Origin of the sequence: Rheinheimera sp. D18, from assembly GCF_004345025.1 — a bacterium.
GTDB classification, from domain to species: domain Bacteria; phylum Pseudomonadota; class Gammaproteobacteria; order Enterobacterales; family Alteromonadaceae; genus Alishewanella; species Alishewanella metallidurans.
This window is the reverse complement of the sequence record NZ_CP037745.1, coordinates 1,673,216-1,688,563: the sequence shown is the minus strand read 5'-3', so window position 1 is coordinate 1,688,563 and position 15,348 is coordinate 1,673,216. Positions and strand designations below refer to the sequence as shown.

Here is a 15,348-nt window from a genome sequence, read left to right as displayed (position 1 = left end):
TTTTCCTCTTACGCTGCTACAGGTACAGGTTGTAACGATTCATCTTTAGCACGTACGGTTTTATATACGTTGTATGCCATTAATAACATACCTACTACAACAAAGACGCCACCAATAAAACGCATCAGATAGAATGGTTTAGATGCTTCTAAGCTCTGTACAAAGCTGTACGTTAACGTACCGTCAGTGTTAACTGCGCGCCACATCATGCCTTGAGTAATACCTGAAATCCACATTGCTACTATATACAGCACCACACCAATAGTGTGTAACCAGAAGTGAGTGTTAATCAGTGAAATACTGTACATGCGACCTTGTTTATATAGCACAGGAATAAGGTGATAAATTGCACCGATAGAGATCATTGCAACCCAACCTAAGGCCCCCGAGTGTACGTGGCCAACAGTCCAGTCTGTATAGTGAGATAATGCGTTTACTGATTTAATTGCCATCATAGGGCCTTCAAAGGTAGACATACCGTAGAAAGACAACGACACAATTAAGAAGCGTAAAATAGGGTCAGTTTTCAGCTTATGCCAAGCACCAGACAAGGTCATAATACCGTTAATCATACCGCCCCAGCTTGGTACAAAGAGTACAACCGACATCACCATACCTAATGACTGAGTCCAGTCAGGTAGGGCAGTGTAGTGTAAATGGTGCGGGCCAGCCCAAATATATAACGCGATTAATGCCCAAAAGTGCACAATCGATAAGCGGTAAGAGTAAACCGGACGACCTGCCTGTTTAGGAACGAAATAGTACATCATACCCAAGAAACCTGCAGTTAACAGGAAACCTACCGCATTATGGCCGTACCACCACTGGATCATGGCATCAACCGCGCCAGCGTAGATAGAATAGGATTTAAATGCACTGATCGGAATTGCCATACTGTTAACAACGTGTAATGCCGCAACAGTTAAAATAAACCCGCCGAAGAACCAGTTGGCGACATAAATGTGGCTCACTTTACGTTTAGCTAAAGTACCAAAGAATACAATGGCATAAGATACCCAAACCAGAAGGATTAAAATATCAATCGGCCATTCTAATTCGGCGTATTCTTTGGTGCTGGTTAACCCCATAGGTAAGGTAATAACTGCCGAAACAATTACCGCTTGCCAGCCCCAAAAAGTAAAGAGCGCTAGCTTTTCTGCAAATAGACGAACCTGGCTGGTACGTTGTACTACGTAGTAGCTAGTAGCAAAGAGGGCGCTTGTACCAAAGGCGAAAATAACCGCGCTGGTATGTAAAGGACGTAAACGACTATAGGTTAACCAAGGAGTGTCGAAGTTTAATGCTGGCCAATATAACTGTGCCGCAATTAACACGCCCACCGTCATACCTATTATTCCCCAAAATACGGTAGTTAAGGTAAATAGGCGGACAATGCTATAGTTGTAGTCAACATTTAATGATGTGGTATGGCTCATGTTGAGTTCCGCTGCAGTTTGTGCTGGTTACTGATATCGGCTGCTGGTGCAGCCATTCTTGTTCTAGACAAATAACATACGCAGTACTTGCCGTGTGTTACTCGCCAAAGTGGCCCTTTATACTAAGGGTTTTGCCCCTAAAAAGATAGGTGAAACAGCGTGTTTTATGATTTAGGATAAAGTTGCTGGTTAATAAGTGAACAAGTGTAGTCGATGTTTGAAGCTTTTTCGTAAAACCGCGTACAATACGGCATTACACTCAGGCTTAGTGGTGGTTTATGCTGCAACGTTTTATTTTCTTTTTATGGTTATTCGCAATTGTTAGTTGCCAGCCTGTTGATATTACCGATGATTCTTCGTATTTGCTTTATTCTGATCCTGAATTAGCTCTACAGTTAACACCGGGCAATGCACCAGTAGAAACGCCATTACAGTTGCACCTTAATGCTAAAAATGTGGTGAGTGTCAGTGGCGAGATCACTGGTATCTCAATGTATATGGGTAAAATTCCGCTTAAATTTAGCCAACAACAAGAGGTTTGGCAGAGCGAATTTTTGTTAGGTGCTTGTAGCGATCCAAACATGTTATGGCAATTAGAGTTAGACGTGCTGTTTGAGGGTGGTGAAAAACTCAAAATAAAACAACAGCTTACATCTAGTTGGTAAGGGCTATAATAAGGTTATGTGTTGCGTCAAGTTTAGCGGCGCAGCAGTATCTAACGCCAATTTCGCCGTTTCTACACAAATAAACTCTTTATAGCTTTGCTCGGTTAGATCGGTCATTTTAGCGCTTCTTTCGCGCCAAGGGTTCCATATTACGGTAGCGTCATGTCCAATTTGTTCAATACCAACGCTAAGGTTACTGTTTTGTATTTTTAACATAGGCTCGCTGTGTTGATATATTCGATCAACTTCAGTGCAGAACGTCGCGGTATTCGCTTTACTTGTCACCACTTGTGCACAAGTAGTGTCAATATAAGTTAACGGTAATGGTTGTACCTGTGTTTGGCTTATATCGTCTACTTTAAAGTAACTATGTAAAGCGGCTTGCTGCACAATTGCGTCATTACAGCGCAGGTTTATTTGTAGCTGTTGCGCTAAGGTTAGCTGCAGTTGCAGCGTTATTTTTGTCGCAGTATTGGGCGTTTTACTAAACCAAGGTTGATAGGCAATAGTGGTTTCTAAGGTTACGCTTACGCCCTCAGCACTGCAGTGTTTACTTTTGAGCTGCCATAACTGCGTTCTAACCAAGCCATGATTAGGTAATGCCAACTGCTCAGGATTTAACTGCGGTGCTATAGCGCCAAACCAAGGCCAGCAGATTGGTACGCCGCCGCGGATTGGCGTTTGGTTATGCCAGGTTGCCAGCGGCGACAACCAGAGTATTTCCTGGTTGTTGCGCGGTTGATACGACAATACTTGTGCACCGTATAAAGCAATAACTGCCGTTGCTTGACCAAACTGCAACTTAACACAAGGTAAATCGTCAAGATGCGCGAAGCCGGTTTGCTCTGTTACTGCTGCAGTTAGGTCAATATTGTCATGATTTATCATTATTTAGCTACGAAGCCTATTATACGTGTTTCATTAACTCTACCGTATTGTCTAACATACGGTTACTAAAGCCCCATTCGTTATCGTACCAGCTCATAACTTTAATCAAACGCCCATTTACCCGCGTTTCGCTGGCATCAAAAATTGAAGACTTAGGGTTATGGTTAAAATCTATCGAAACCAACGGTAAATCATTTACCGCCAATACTTCCGACATGGGTCCAGAAGCACAGGCTTTACGAATGATATCGTTTACTTCTGTAACCGTCGTATCACGCTTAGCAATAAAGGTTAAATCGACCAATGAGACGTTTAGTGTTGGTACGCGTACGGCTAAGCCATCAAATTTACCCGCCAATTCTGGCACCACTAAACCTACTGCTGCTGCCGCACCGGTTTTTGTTGGGATCATCGACATCGCAGCAGCGCGAGCACGGCGAACATCAGTATGGTAAACATCGGTTAAACGTTGATCATTGGTGTAGGCATGGATAGTGGTCATTAAGCCCGACTCAATACCTAAAGCATCGTTAAGCGATTTTGCAATAGGAGCTAAACAGTTGGTAGTGCAAGAGGCATTTGAAATAATATTCATATTCGGGGTTAAAATATGGTGATTCACGCCATAAACAATTGTGGCATCAACTTCTTTACCCGGCGCGGAAATAATTACCTTTTTTGCTCCTGCGTCTATATGTGCACTTGCCGTTTTGCGGTGTGTAAATAGGCCGGTACACTCAAGTACAACATCAATATTTAGTTGTTTCCATGGTAGCTTTTCTGGGCTGCGCTCACTAAGCGTAATAATCTCGTCTTGGTTAACATAAATAGCCGTCTCGCTGTGCTCAACATTCGCAGTAAAAATTCCGTGGGTGGTGTCATATTTTAATAAATGCGCGTTGATGGCGGCATCACCCAAATCGTTAATAGCCACGATCTTAATGTCGTAATGTTTATTACTTTCGTACAATGCGCGTAGTACGTTACGGCCAACACGGCCAAAACCATTAATTGCCACACGAATAGTCATGTTACCCCCCAATAAATAAAAATTAAAAACCTTTAAATTGCTTTGTGTAATTAAACTACACCTAATGCTGGTTTTTTCAAGCTAAAAACGTAATAAACTGCGATTAATGTAACTTAATAACGAAAATGAGCAATGACATTGACCGTTTTGACACCTAAAATGTGCACAAACTAATTGATGCAAGTAAGGATTTACCATGGATGCCAGCTTAATAGCTGAGTTAACTGCATTTTGCAGTATTGAAACAGAATATACTGACGCTAGGGGTAAGCACACTGCGATTAGCGATATACAGCAATTAGCACTGCTTAAAGCCCATGGTTTTGATACCGAAGACGAAGAAAGCGCCCAGCTGCAATTATTAATGCGCCAGCTTGATTTTTGGTTGCGGCCATTGCAAGCGGTATCAGTACAGCAAAGTGACGAACCGCATCAGCTATTAATCAAGGTTGCGTTAGCGCAGGCAAATGAGCCGTTAGCCTTATTGTTAACCCGTGAAGATGGCCAAACACATTCGTTTAGCCTAACCCCCGTTGATGGAGAGCTAACTCAAATGGTGGTATTAGATGAAGACGAGTATCACCAGTACCAGCATGCACTGCCATTGCAACTGCCGGTTGGCTATCATCAATTACAAGTCGTAGATGGTGTCGCAATACAAAGTTTAATTATTAGCTCTGGAGTTTGCTATCAACCCGATGCTATTAAAGCGCAGCGCCCCGAACGCACTGTTTTGCAGCTATATGGCTTGCCTGCGGGTTCTGCATTAGGTATGGATGTCGCATTAAACGAAATATCAGCTAGCACCGAATTATATTGCGCAGAGGCTAGTGTTGGTAGCCCGCCTAGCCTAACAGAGCCTAACGGTATAAACCTGAATATAGCGCCAATCTATCCATATCAGCTGTATCGGCAAGCTTATCAGCCATTTATCGATTTACTGCGAACCAATATGCACGGTACTAATGTGCTACATATCGAAAATATTATGGCACTACTAAGGCTCTGGTGGTTGCCGAAAACAGAACAAACCGTTGGTGCTGGAGCGTACGTCTATTATCCGTTTATGGATTTACTTGGTGTCTTAGCGTTAGAAAGTCAGCGTAATAAAGTGCTCATAACCTGTAATAAACCCGATGACGCACCAGAGGGGATGCTAGACATATTGCAGGCATACGGCGTTGCAGTGGTATAAAAAGCAGCTGTAGGCTTGCTTCCATCTTTTCAGTATAATGCGCACCGTTTATATGCCATATGTTAGTCTGGGCTTTAACTGGCAAAATGAAAAATAATATAGGAATGTCAGATGACAGACACCACCGCACTTTGTGACATCGGTTTTGTTGGCGCCGGGGTAATGGGTAAAAACCTTATTCTAAATTTGGCTGATAATGGTTATCGCGTGGCCGCATTTGATTTAGACCATCAGAAGCTGGATGCGGTATTGGCGCAAGATAAAGTAGAGCGAGGCGATAAAGCCGCACGCGTTGTTGCCTGTCGTTCCTACACTGAATTACTGTCACGGTTGTCTGCACCTCATCTTATCGTGTTATCGGTACCTGCAGGCAAAGCCGTAGACGATGTTTGTTTAAAGCTTATTGATGCTGGCATTCATGCTGATGACATTATTGTTGATACGGGCAACAGCTTATGGACCGACACTGTCGCTCGCGAGAAGAACTATGAAGGTAAATTTATTTTCTTTTCTACTGCTGTTTCTGGCGGTGAGGTTGGCGCGCGGTTTGGCCCATCGTTAATGCCAAGTGGCGACCCTTATGCTTGGACCCGGATTAAACCGCTATGGCAAGCCATTGCTGCTAAAGTAGACCCGGTTAGTGGTAAACCGCTTGAGCGCTTTGAGCCAGGCAACCCGGTAACTGAAGGCGAACCTTGCGCTACCTATATTGGCCCAAGCGGCTCTGGTCATTATGTGAAAATGGTACATAACGGCATTGAATACGCTGACATGCAGCTTATTTGTGAAGCGTACCAGATCATGCGTGATGTGTTAGCTATGCCAGCTGCAGATATTGCTGAGGTATTTAAACAGTGGAACGAAGGCAAGCTGCACAGTTATTTAATTGGCATTAGTGCCGATGTGCTAGCCACTAAAGATTCTGAAACCGGCCTGCCGCTGGTTGATGTAATAATGGATAAGGCCGGGCAAAAAGGCACAGGTTTATGGACCGCGGTGAGCAGTTTACAGCTTGGTAGCCCATCGCCAACTATTGCCGAAGCCGTGTATGCGCGTTCGTTGTCTGCGCTTAAACATGAGCGCATAAAAGCCGCTACGGTGTTAGCAGGCCCAGCACAAAACCCGATATGCGCCGAGCAAAAACAAGATATTATTGATGCGTTACATGATGCGTTATATTGCGCCAAAATTTGTGTTTATGCGCAAGGTTTTCACTTGATGAAAACGGCTGCCGATGAACATGGCTGGCAGCTTAACTTTGCTGAAATTGCTAAAATATGGCGGGCGGGTTGTATTATTCGTGCGGTGTTTTTGCAATCAATAGCCCAAGCCTATGAGCGCAATGATGAGCTAGAAAACCTATTGCTTGATCCATTTTTTGCCAAACAAATTTCTATTTATCAGCAAAATTGGCGTAAAGCCGTGGCTAATGCCACCTTAGCTGGTATCCCGGTAGCGGCGCTGAGTTCAGCGCTAAGTTATTACGATTCTTACCGCACAGCTGTGCTACCCGCTAATTTATTGCAAGGGCAGCGCGATTACTTTGGTGCCCACACTTTTGAACGTACGGATAAAAGCAAAGGTAAGATGTACCACGTTGAGTGGAGCCACCCACAGCGACCAATGGTGAAAATAAAATGATGTTTAAGTATATAGGTACACCCGGTACGGCTAGCAGCACCAAAGTATTATTACTTGGTGCTGGCGAGCTAGGCAAAGAGCTCTGTATTGAATTAAAACGTTATGGCTGCGAAGTTGTCGCGGTAGACCGTTATCCCAATGCGCCGGCTATGCAAGTAGCCGATAAAGCGGTGGTTATGTCGATGCTAGATAATGCCGCGCTACGCCAGTTGGTAATTACGGAAAAGCCAGCGTTAATCGTACCGGAGCTGGAAGCTATAGCGACCTCGGTACTGATTGAGCTTGAAGATTGCGGTTTTAATGTGGTGCCCAGTGCTAAAGCGGTAAATTTAACCATGAATCGAGAGGGTATTCGCCACTTAGCTGCACAAGAGTTAGGTTTGGCTACGTCTCCGTACCAATTTGCTAATGATAAAAACAGTTTTGTTGCGGCAATACAGGCAATAGGTTACCCCTGTTTAGTTAAACCTATTATGTCATCAAGTGGCAAAGGTCAAAGTTTACTGCGCACTGACGCCGACATAGATGCCGCTTGGCTATATGCACAAGACGGTGGTCGCGCTGGTAAAGGTCGAGTCATTGTTGAAGGTTTTATCGACTTTGATTACGAAATTACCTTGTTAACGGTAAATTCGGTGTCCGGGATTCAATATTGTCAGCCGATTGGTCATCGCCAAGAACACGGTGATTATCGTGAAAGCTGGCAGCCGCAAGCGATGAGTATCGCAGCGTTAGATGCCGCCAAAGCCTGCGCTAAAGCCGTAGTTGAGGCATTAGGAGGGTATGGCGTATTTGGCGTAGAGCTATTTATTAAAGGCGACCAGGTGTATTTTTCTGAGGTATCACCACGGCCACATGATACTGGCATGGTTACCTTAATATCACAGCAGCTTAGCGAATTTGCGCTGCATGCTCGGGCAATTTTAGGTTTGCCTATTCCGCAAATAAAACATTTTGGCCCAGCCGCATCGGCTGTGTTACTGGTACCTGGCCATAGTGAAAATATTCAATACTATGGTTTAGCAGCTGCCTTAGCTGAACCCGATACTGAACTGCGTATTTTTGCTAAACCAGAAGTGCAGGGTGAACGCCGAATGGGCGTTGCACTAGCGCTAAGCGACAGCACTGAAGCCGCCACGGCTAAAGCGCTACAGGTAATAAGCAAGTTAAGCGTAACACTCAACTAGTTCATCTAACCTTTATACGCATCGTTAGTACCACAGCTGTTAATCACTGCAACGGCTGTTGTACTCTTTTGTCTTTTATAAACCAGTCTGGCGTGAAAATGTACTTTGCTAAGTTATGATTAAACTGCTAGTTTGGGCTAAACACACTTTAGCTTTATCTTAACTACTATAATTATTCACATGCAGATATTTAAATGAGCAGATACTATTTAACAGGGACAATAATATGAGTGATAAAACAAAAAAATTAACCACGACCAATGGCTGTCCTGTGGCTGATAACCAAAACTCGATGACGGCAGGGCCACGTGGGCCTTTATTAATGCAAGATTTTTGGTTTTTAGAAAAACTCGCCCACTTTGACCGTGAAGTTATTCCAGAGCGTCGTATGCACGCTAAAGGCTCTGGAGCTTATGGTACTTTTACCGTTACCCACGACATTACCAAGTATACTAAAGCTAAGTTGTTTGCTGAAATTGGTAAAAAAACGGAAATGTTTGCACGTTTCTCTACCGTAGCCGGTGAACGCGGTGCGGCTGATGCTGAGCGCGACATTCGCGGTTTTGCTCTTAAGTTTTATACTGAAGAGGGCAACTGGGACATGGTGGGTAATAACACGCCAGTTTTCTTTATGCGTGATCCACTAAAATTCCCGGATCTTAATCACGCGGTAAAGCGCGATCCGCGCACTAACTTGCGTAGCGCACAAAGTAACTGGGATTTTTGGACCCTGTTACCCGAAGCTCTACACCAAATTACCGTAGTAATGAGTGACCGAGGCATTCCGCGTAGCTACCGCCATATGCATGGTTTTGGCAGCCATACTTTCAGCTTTATTAATGCGGCTAACGAACGATTTTGGGTTAAATTTCACTTTAAATGCCAGCAAGGCATTGAAAACTTAAGTAACGCCGAAGCAGAGGCAATTATCGGTAAAGACCGTGAAAGCCACCAACGTGATTTATACGAGGCGATTGAACGCGGTGATTTCCCTCGTTGGGACTTTAAAGTACAAATTATGCCGGAGAAAGATGCCGCGACGTATCGTTTCCATCCGTTTGATTTATCTAAGGTATGGCCACACGCTGATTATCCATTAATTGATGTTGGTACCTTTGAATTAAATAGAAATCCAGAAAACTATTTTGCTGAAGTCGAGCAAGCGGCATTTAATCCTGCGAGTATTGTACCTGGCATCGGCTTCTCGCCAGATAAAATGCTGCAAGGGCGTTTATTTTCTTATGGTGATACACAGCGCTATCGGTTAGGGGTTAACCATAGCCATATTCCGGTGAATCAACCACGTTGCCCAGTGTCTAGCTTTCATCGTGATGGTGCGATGCGGGTTGATGGTAACTATGGTAGCGCTAAGGCCTATGAACCTAATAGTTTAGGCTTGTGGCAAGAGTGCCCAGCAGCGAAAGAACCGCCGTTAGAGTTATCAGGAGCCGCTTATAACTGGAACTACCGCGATGACGATGAAGATTACTTTACCCAGCCGGGTAATTTATTTCGACTTATGTCTGCCGAGAAGCAACAAATACTGTTTAATAATACCGCAGCAGAGCTGACTAATGTTGATGAGATGGTTAGAAATCGACATATACGCCATTGCTTAAAAGCTGATCCTGCATATGGTGCCGGCATTGCAAAAGCGATGGGAATTAGCTTAAACGATGTAGAGAAATAATACATTTGCCCTTGGTCAGTATTCTGGTCAAGGGCAAAAACAATACATTGAATTTGTCACAATTTAATATTATAAAGAAATACTGACTGCGTGTTTACGCTGTAAATGTTGTATAAAGTTGTCACGGAGGAGTGATGTCAGTACTGCGGCAAGTATGCCTGATCGGCGCTATTTTTTTTAGCTGTGCGTTAAGTGCTAAATCAGCCGTCGATTTTTCTATCGAACAAAATAAACCTTGCTGGAAAATTATTGAGCAAAAAGCCCCAGGACATTGCAAATTGCAATTTACTCGAGCAACACCAAGTGCTATTGCTTTTGCACCCAAAGAAGAAATTTCGCGCGCGTTTAGTCGCTATTATGCGACAAGAGCCGACTTTCCAACATCATTTCAGCAAATAGAATTTGCGCTACAATTTTTTAATTACAGCATTGATAAATATCCGGTTCGCGACAGCCTTAACTTTATTCGTAGCAACAATGGTGCAGCCCAGTTAAGTATGACTATTTTTGTTAGTGCTAATGGCGGTTATAGCTTTATTTTAGCCGACACTGATGCGCACTTTCGTCAAGTAGTTGATGCCTTGCAGCATCCCAAAGCTAAACCAGCAACGCATTATCACCGTACAATAGCGAAATTATTTGCCGAATAAGCGAGACCATTAATATGCACCTTACAGAAGATGAATGGCGTAACCGATTAACGGACGAGCAGTACCGCGTAACTCGATTAAAAGGTACTGAACATCCATTTAGCGGCAGCTTGTTGCACAATGAACAACGAGGCAGTTATCACTGTGTTTGCTGTGGCAACGAATTATTTAACTCGAGTACTAAATTTGATGCTGGCTGCGGTTGGCCGAGCTTTTATCAAGCTATAGCTAACAAGGTAAAATATCAGCCAGACAACACTCATGGTATGAACCGCACCGAAATACTCTGCGCGAACTGTGACGCCCATCTTGGTCACGTATTTAATGATGGTCCTGCACCAACCGGTGATCGCTATTGCGTTAACTCGGTATCACTTAGTTTTAACGCTAAAGACAAATAAAAAGCTGTAACTGTTGTTGTTACCTTTCAACTTCTATTACAATACGCGCCGGCAAAGCGTTATGCGGCGTAGCCGTGCTTTGGCAAAACCGATTAATTCATATTATTGAAGTAAAAGGCCTACACATGACCCTATCGCACGAAGAACAGTACCAGAAGAGCTGGCAGGAACGCCAAGAATATGCCGAGAATATGCAACCAATCATTGGACGGTTGTATCGTAATAAAGGTATTGAAGTGGTGGTTTATGGCCGCCCATTAGTTAATGCCACTACCATAGATATTATTAAAGCGCACAAAAGTGTTGAGCGTTTTGAAGGGCAAAAACTACGCTTACGCGAAAGTTTCCCGCTATTAGAAGCCATCAGTCAAATGAAGCTTGCGCCGGGTCGTGTTGATATTGGCAAACTTGCTTATGCTTATATTTATAAAAATGCCGCTAATGGTGTTAGCTTAGACAGCTACTTAGCGCATGAGCTGGCTGACATTCTGGATCATGAAGATCAAGTAAAACCAGTAGACGTTGTGTTGTACGGTTTTGGTCGTATCGGCCGTTTATTAGCGCGCTTAATGTTAGAACGTAACGGCCCAAGCACAAAGTTACGGTTACGTGCCATTGTGGTGCGTGGCGGTAAAAAAGGTGATTTAGAAAAACGTGCTAGCTTGCTACGCCGCGATTCAATTCACGGCCCATTTAACGGCAGTATTACCGTTGATGAAGAAAACCAAGGCATAAAAGCTAACGGCACTTTCATTAAAGTTATCTATGCTAATTCACCAGAATTAGTAGATTATACCCAGTACGGCATTAACAACGCGCTGATTGTTGATAACACCGGTATCTGGAAAGACGATCAAGAACTGAGTATTCATTTTAAAAGCAAAGGTGCAGCCAAAGTATTGCTTACCGCACCCGCTAAAGGTGACGTGCCAAATATCGTGTATGGCGTAAACCAACACATGATTTTACCTGAGCACAAAATTGTTTCTGCCGCTAGCTGCACAACCAATGCGATTACTCCAGTATTAAAAGCGTTGGAAGATGAATACGGTATTCGTAATGGTCACGTCGAAACCGTGCACTCGTATACGAACGATCAAAACCTGATTGATAACTTCCACAGCGCGGAGCGTCGTGGTCGTGCTGCACCACTGAATATGGTACTTACTTCAACCGGTGCTGCCAGCGCAGTATCGAAAGCATTACCGCAGTTAAAAGGCAAATTAACTGGTAACGCGATACGTGTACCTACACCGAATGTATCTATGGCTATTTTGTCACTGAACCTAAACCGTGAAACCAACCGCGATGAAATGAATGATTTTCTGCAGCGTACGTCACTGTTTTCTGAATTACAGGATCAAATCGATTTTACCGCTTCAACAGAAATCGTATCCTCTGATTTGGTCGGTTCACGCTATGCTGGTGTCGTCGATTCGCAAGCAACTATTGTTGATGGCGATCGCTGCGTACTTTATGTATGGTACGACAACGAGTTTGGTTATAGCACTCAGGTTATTCGTGTAATGAATGATATGGCGGGTATTAAGTATCCAACCCTGCCAGTAGCACGTTAATTCGCTACTTTGTTGTAAAGCCGCTTTAATGCGGCTTTTTCTTTTGTCTTAACCTGTTAGAATCTCATACATCGTAATACAGTTTCTTTGTTGCAGGTTGTTACATTGGTCTGTATTAGTGTTTTTTACCTTTAAGGGCATTGGATTTACATTATGAAAATCACCAGTAATTTTGACAGTGGCAACATCGAAGTAATACAAGCTGACTCTCCAGATAATATTCAGCTGGCTATCCGTAAAGATAACGAATCAGACTTTTATCAGTGGTTTCATTTTCGTTTAAGCACTGAGCACGCAGAACTACATACCTTAAAAATTACTAATGCTGGTACTTCAGCATACCCTGACGGCTGGAAAGACTATCAAGCTGTGGCGTCTTATGATCGGCAAAGCTGGTTTCGCGTGGAAACCGAGTACGATGGTACAACGCTAACGATTAAACATTTTCCTGAAGCTGAATCGGTTTATTTTGCTTATTTTGCGCCATACAGCTACGAGCGACACATGGATTTACTGCACCAAACACAGTTAGATTACAACTGTCAGTTGGTGGAACTAGGTGAAACCCTAGATGGTCGTGACATGAGCATGCTGGTAGTGGGTGAGCCAGAAGAAGGCAAAAAGAAAATTTGGATCACGGCGCGTCAACACCCTGGCGAAAGTATGGCCGAGTGGCTAGTTGAAGGCTTGTTAGAGCGCCTGCTGGATGAAGACGATGGCGTAGCTAGGGCTTTATTAAACAAAGCGGTGTTTTACATTGTGCCAAATATGAATCCAGATGGTTCCGTACGTGGACATTTACGTACCAACGCCGCAGGGATGAATTTAAACCGTGAATGGTTAACACCAAGCATGGAGAAAAGCCCTGAGGTTTATCTAGTACGGCAAAAAATGCTCGAAATCGGCGTTGATATGTTTCTAGATATGCACGGCGATGAAAACCTGCCGTACAATTTTGTAGCTGGCACTGAAGGCGTACCATCATACAATGACCGGATTAAAGCGTTAGAAACCCAGTTTAAGCAAGCATTATTGGCTGTGACACCAGAGTTTCAAACAGAGTTTGGTTATGAGTTAGATGAACCAGGTAAAGCTAATATGACCTTGGCGACAACGTGGGTAGGCGAGCAGTTTAAATGCTTAGCTTATACTGTTGAAATGCCGTTTAAAGACAATGCTAACTTACCTGACGACGCCTATGGCTGGTCAGATATTCGCTCAATGAAACTTGGGCAAGACATACTTACTGCCACCTTGGCCGTAGTCGATCAGCTACGTTAAGTTTTATACCGTGTCATTATGCACCAGCCTAAAAGCTACAGTCCTATTAATAGCGCTGCAGCTTTTAGTGGGTTGTGTTTCATTACAACACTGGTTAGCCGTATCGCCATTACCTGTTAGTCAACAAACTGAGCAGCAACAAGCGGCGCTTAGTATGGTGAGCAAGGTGGGGCAGCTAGATGTAAATTGGCCAGAAACTAGCAGTAAACGTGCGTTAGTAAATAACCACGCTAGCTTTTGGGCTTATAAAGGTCAGGGCCAATTATTGTTAGATTTAGGCACGGCACAGAGTGTTAGCTTGAATATTAATGGCCATGTATTATCACTTTCCCCTTCAGCTAGCTTGGGTAAACAGCTTGCTTTTGACATTGGTAGTGTAACGCGTAACGGGCTGAATCAGTTAGCACTCGTTGATATTCAACCACTTGGCGCTTCGGTGCGTGTGGTTTTACCTTATCCCATGTTACAAGATGGTTCAGCCGAGCAGGCCGGTTTTTCATTAACTGAGCTTGCCCAGCTAGATTCGCTAATTAATCGCGAAGTCGCGCAAGGCTTCCCCGGGGCTGTGCTGCTAATTGTTAAAGATGGCAAGGTAATAAAAGAGACCGCTTATGGCTATGCTAATCGATATAATAGCGATGGCTCGCCACTGGCTAACCCTGAGCCTATGCACAGCAACACCTTATTTGATTTAGCCTCTAATACCAAAATGTACGCTACCAACTATGCCATTATGCATTTAGTACAATTGGGCTTGTTGGATGTTAATTTACCAATCCAGCATTATATTAATGAATACCAAGGTGATGGCCGAGAGCAGCGTTTGGTTCGCGATTTACTCTATCATAATGCCGGTTATCCGCCTGAAGTGCATTTTCATCGCCCTGACAATCGTCATGGTGCAATGTTTTATTCCTTAAACCGTGAACGCAGTATGCAGCTTATTGCCAGTAAGGTTCCGTTTGAACGAGAGCGTGGTACTAAGTCGATATATAGCGATATTGATTATATGTTGCTTGGCTTAGTTATTGAGCGCATAACAGGCAAACAGCAAGATGATTATCTAGAACACAGCTTGTATCAACCAATGGGCCTCAATAACACCCTGTTCAACCCTTTACGTAAAGGTGTGCCAATAACGCAAATCGCTGCTACCGAGCTTGATGGCAATAGTCGCGGCGGTAGAGTTAGTTTTCCTGCAGATAAAGGCGGTATCGTGCGCGGCAATGTACACGATGAAAAAGCACGTTATGCTTTTGATGGCGTAGCGGGGCATGCCGGTTTGTTTTCTACTGCTCGTGAAACCGCGAGTTTGGCAATGTTAGCACTGCATGGTGGTTACAATTTAACGCCGGTATTTTCTCAAGCAATACTGCAGCAATTTGTGCGACCGTCAGTGTCTGATCATACTATGGGTTTGGGCTGGCGCACTGCGGTAGGTGGTGATTTAAACTGGCATTTTGGCCCTTACGCCAGTGCATATGCATTTGGCCATACTGGCTGGACTGGTACTGCCACTTTAATTGATCCCTATTACGGTCTGGTTGTGGTGTTATTAACCAACAAAAAACACAGTGCTGTAATAGCTGAGGGTGAAAACAGCTATTATTTTGCTGGTGATAGGTTTGAAACTGGTATGTATGGCAGCATCATGAGTAAAATATACCAAGCGATGCACTAAACAATAATTTGATTAAAATTGGAGTT

13 protein-coding genes are annotated in these 15,348 nt (G+C 43.7%); 10 read left to right on the top strand and 3 right to left on the bottom strand.

Translation table 11 applies throughout. From position 1 onward, the window contains the following. Nucleotides 1-8: 8 nt before the first annotated feature. The gene (gene ccoN / locus E0Z06_RS07975) at nucleotides 9-1,436 is read right to left on the bottom strand and encodes a cytochrome-c oxidase, cbb3-type subunit I (protein ID WP_132583521.1); all 1,428 of its coding nucleotides are present in this window, start codon (nucleotides 1,434-1,436) and stop codon (nucleotides 9-11) included. Between the two features lie 278 nt (nucleotides 1,437-1,714). Between ccoN and E0Z06_RS07970 the strand changes: the two genes are divergently transcribed. Next, a complete protein-coding gene (locus E0Z06_RS07970; RefSeq protein ID WP_132583519.1) occupies nucleotides 1,715-2,101 on the top strand; it encodes a hypothetical protein in 387 nt (128 codons plus the stop codon). Between the two features lie 3 nt (nucleotides 2,102-2,104). On the opposite strand, the gene E0Z06_RS07965 is transcribed toward E0Z06_RS07970, so the two are convergent. After that, complete coding sequence (locus E0Z06_RS07965; RefSeq protein ID WP_132583517.1) at nucleotides 2,105-2,989, bottom strand: D-hexose-6-phosphate mutarotase; 885 nt, start codon at nucleotides 2,987-2,989, stop codon at nucleotides 2,105-2,107. Between the two features lie 19 nt (nucleotides 2,990-3,008). Next, a complete protein-coding gene (gene gap / locus E0Z06_RS07960; RefSeq protein ID WP_132583515.1) occupies nucleotides 3,009-4,019 on the bottom strand; it encodes a type I glyceraldehyde-3-phosphate dehydrogenase in 1,011 nt (336 codons plus the stop codon). Nucleotides 4,020-4,215: 196 nt separating this feature from the next. Here gap and E0Z06_RS07955 point away from each other — a divergent pair, with 196 nt between their 5' ends. The 9 genes from E0Z06_RS07955 to pbp4b all read left to right on the top strand — a co-directional run bounded on the left by E0Z06_RS07955 (nucleotide 4,216) and on the right by pbp4b (nucleotide 15,322). Further along, nucleotides 4,216-5,214 (top strand): 4-alpha-glucanotransferase, encoded by a 999-nt coding sequence (locus E0Z06_RS07955; protein ID WP_132583513.1) that lies wholly within the window; start codon nucleotides 4,216-4,218, stop codon nucleotides 5,212-5,214. A gap of 111 nt (nucleotides 5,215-5,325) precedes the next feature. Continuing rightward, nucleotides 5,326-6,855, top strand: coding sequence for an NADP-dependent phosphogluconate dehydrogenase (gene gndA, locus E0Z06_RS07950; RefSeq protein WP_132583511.1), 1,530 nt, complete (start codon nucleotides 5,326-5,328; stop codon nucleotides 6,853-6,855). Continuing rightward, nucleotides 6,852-8,042 (top strand): formate-dependent phosphoribosylglycinamide formyltransferase, encoded by a 1,191-nt coding sequence (gene purT / locus E0Z06_RS07945; RefSeq protein ID WP_207903045.1) that lies wholly within the window; start codon nucleotides 6,852-6,854, stop codon nucleotides 8,040-8,042. The genes gndA and purT overlap by 4 nt, the downstream gene beginning before the upstream one ends. A 226-nt stretch (nucleotides 8,043-8,268) precedes the next feature. Continuing rightward, entirely contained in the window at nucleotides 8,269-9,732 is a 1,464-nt protein-coding gene (locus E0Z06_RS07940; RefSeq protein ID WP_132583510.1) for a catalase, read from the top strand. Nucleotides 9,733-9,866: 134 nt separating this feature from the next. Beyond that, complete coding sequence (locus tag E0Z06_RS07935) at nucleotides 9,867-10,382, top strand: hypothetical protein (RefSeq protein ID WP_132583508.1); 516 nt, start codon at nucleotides 9,867-9,869, stop codon at nucleotides 10,380-10,382. A 14-nt stretch (nucleotides 10,383-10,396) separates the two neighbouring features. Further along, the gene (gene msrB / locus E0Z06_RS07930; protein WP_132583506.1) at nucleotides 10,397-10,783 is read left to right on the top strand and encodes a peptide-methionine (R)-S-oxide reductase MsrB; all 387 of its coding nucleotides are present in this window, start codon (nucleotides 10,397-10,399) and stop codon (nucleotides 10,781-10,783) included. Between the two features lie 125 nt (nucleotides 10,784-10,908). Continuing rightward, complete coding sequence (locus E0Z06_RS07925; RefSeq protein ID WP_132586747.1) at nucleotides 10,909-12,360, top strand: glyceraldehyde-3-phosphate dehydrogenase; 1,452 nt, start codon at nucleotides 10,909-10,911, stop codon at nucleotides 12,358-12,360. A 153-nt stretch (nucleotides 12,361-12,513) separates the two neighbouring features. Then, nucleotides 12,514-13,641, top strand: coding sequence for a M14-type cytosolic carboxypeptidase (locus tag E0Z06_RS07920; RefSeq protein WP_132583504.1), 1,128 nt, complete (start codon nucleotides 12,514-12,516; stop codon nucleotides 13,639-13,641). 67 nt (nucleotides 13,642-13,708) lie between these two features. After that, on the top strand, nucleotides 13,709-15,322 hold the full coding sequence (gene pbp4b / locus E0Z06_RS07915; RefSeq protein WP_243695473.1) for a penicillin binding protein PBP4B: 1,614 nt from the start codon (nucleotides 13,709-13,711) through the stop codon (nucleotides 15,320-15,322). The last annotated feature ends 26 nt before the right edge of the window (nucleotides 15,323-15,348 follow it).

Bases quoted from the DNA above. Each gene is read 5' to 3' on its own strand.
- ccoN (WP_132583521.1), bottom strand. From the start codon at position 1,436: ATGAGCCATACCACATCATTAAATGTTGACTACAACTATAGCATTGTC.
- E0Z06_RS07970 (WP_132583519.1), top strand. From the start codon at position 1,715: ATGCTGCAACGTTTTATTTTCTTTTTATGGTTATTCGCAATTGTTAGT.
- E0Z06_RS07965 (WP_132583517.1), bottom strand. From the start codon at position 2,989: ATGATAAATCATGACAATATTGACCTAACTGCAGCAGTAACAGAGCAA.
- gap (WP_132583515.1), bottom strand. From the start codon at position 4,019: ATGACTATTCGTGTGGCAATTAATGGTTTTGGCCGTGTTGGCCGTAAC.
- E0Z06_RS07955 (WP_132583513.1), top strand. From the start codon at position 4,216: ATGGATGCCAGCTTAATAGCTGAGTTAACTGCATTTTGCAGTATTGAA.
- gndA (WP_132583511.1), top strand. From the start codon at position 5,326: ATGACAGACACCACCGCACTTTGTGACATCGGTTTTGTTGGCGCCGGG.
- purT (WP_207903045.1), top strand. From the start codon at position 6,852: ATGATGTTTAAGTATATAGGTACACCCGGTACGGCTAGCAGCACCAAA.
- E0Z06_RS07940 (WP_132583510.1), top strand. From the start codon at position 8,269: ATGAGTGATAAAACAAAAAAATTAACCACGACCAATGGCTGTCCTGTG.
- E0Z06_RS07935 (WP_132583508.1), top strand. From the start codon at position 9,867: ATGTCAGTACTGCGGCAAGTATGCCTGATCGGCGCTATTTTTTTTAGC.
- msrB (WP_132583506.1), top strand. From the start codon at position 10,397: ATGCACCTTACAGAAGATGAATGGCGTAACCGATTAACGGACGAGCAG.
- E0Z06_RS07925 (WP_132586747.1), top strand. From the start codon at position 10,909: ATGACCCTATCGCACGAAGAACAGTACCAGAAGAGCTGGCAGGAACGC.
- E0Z06_RS07920 (WP_132583504.1), top strand. From the start codon at position 12,514: ATGAAAATCACCAGTAATTTTGACAGTGGCAACATCGAAGTAATACAA.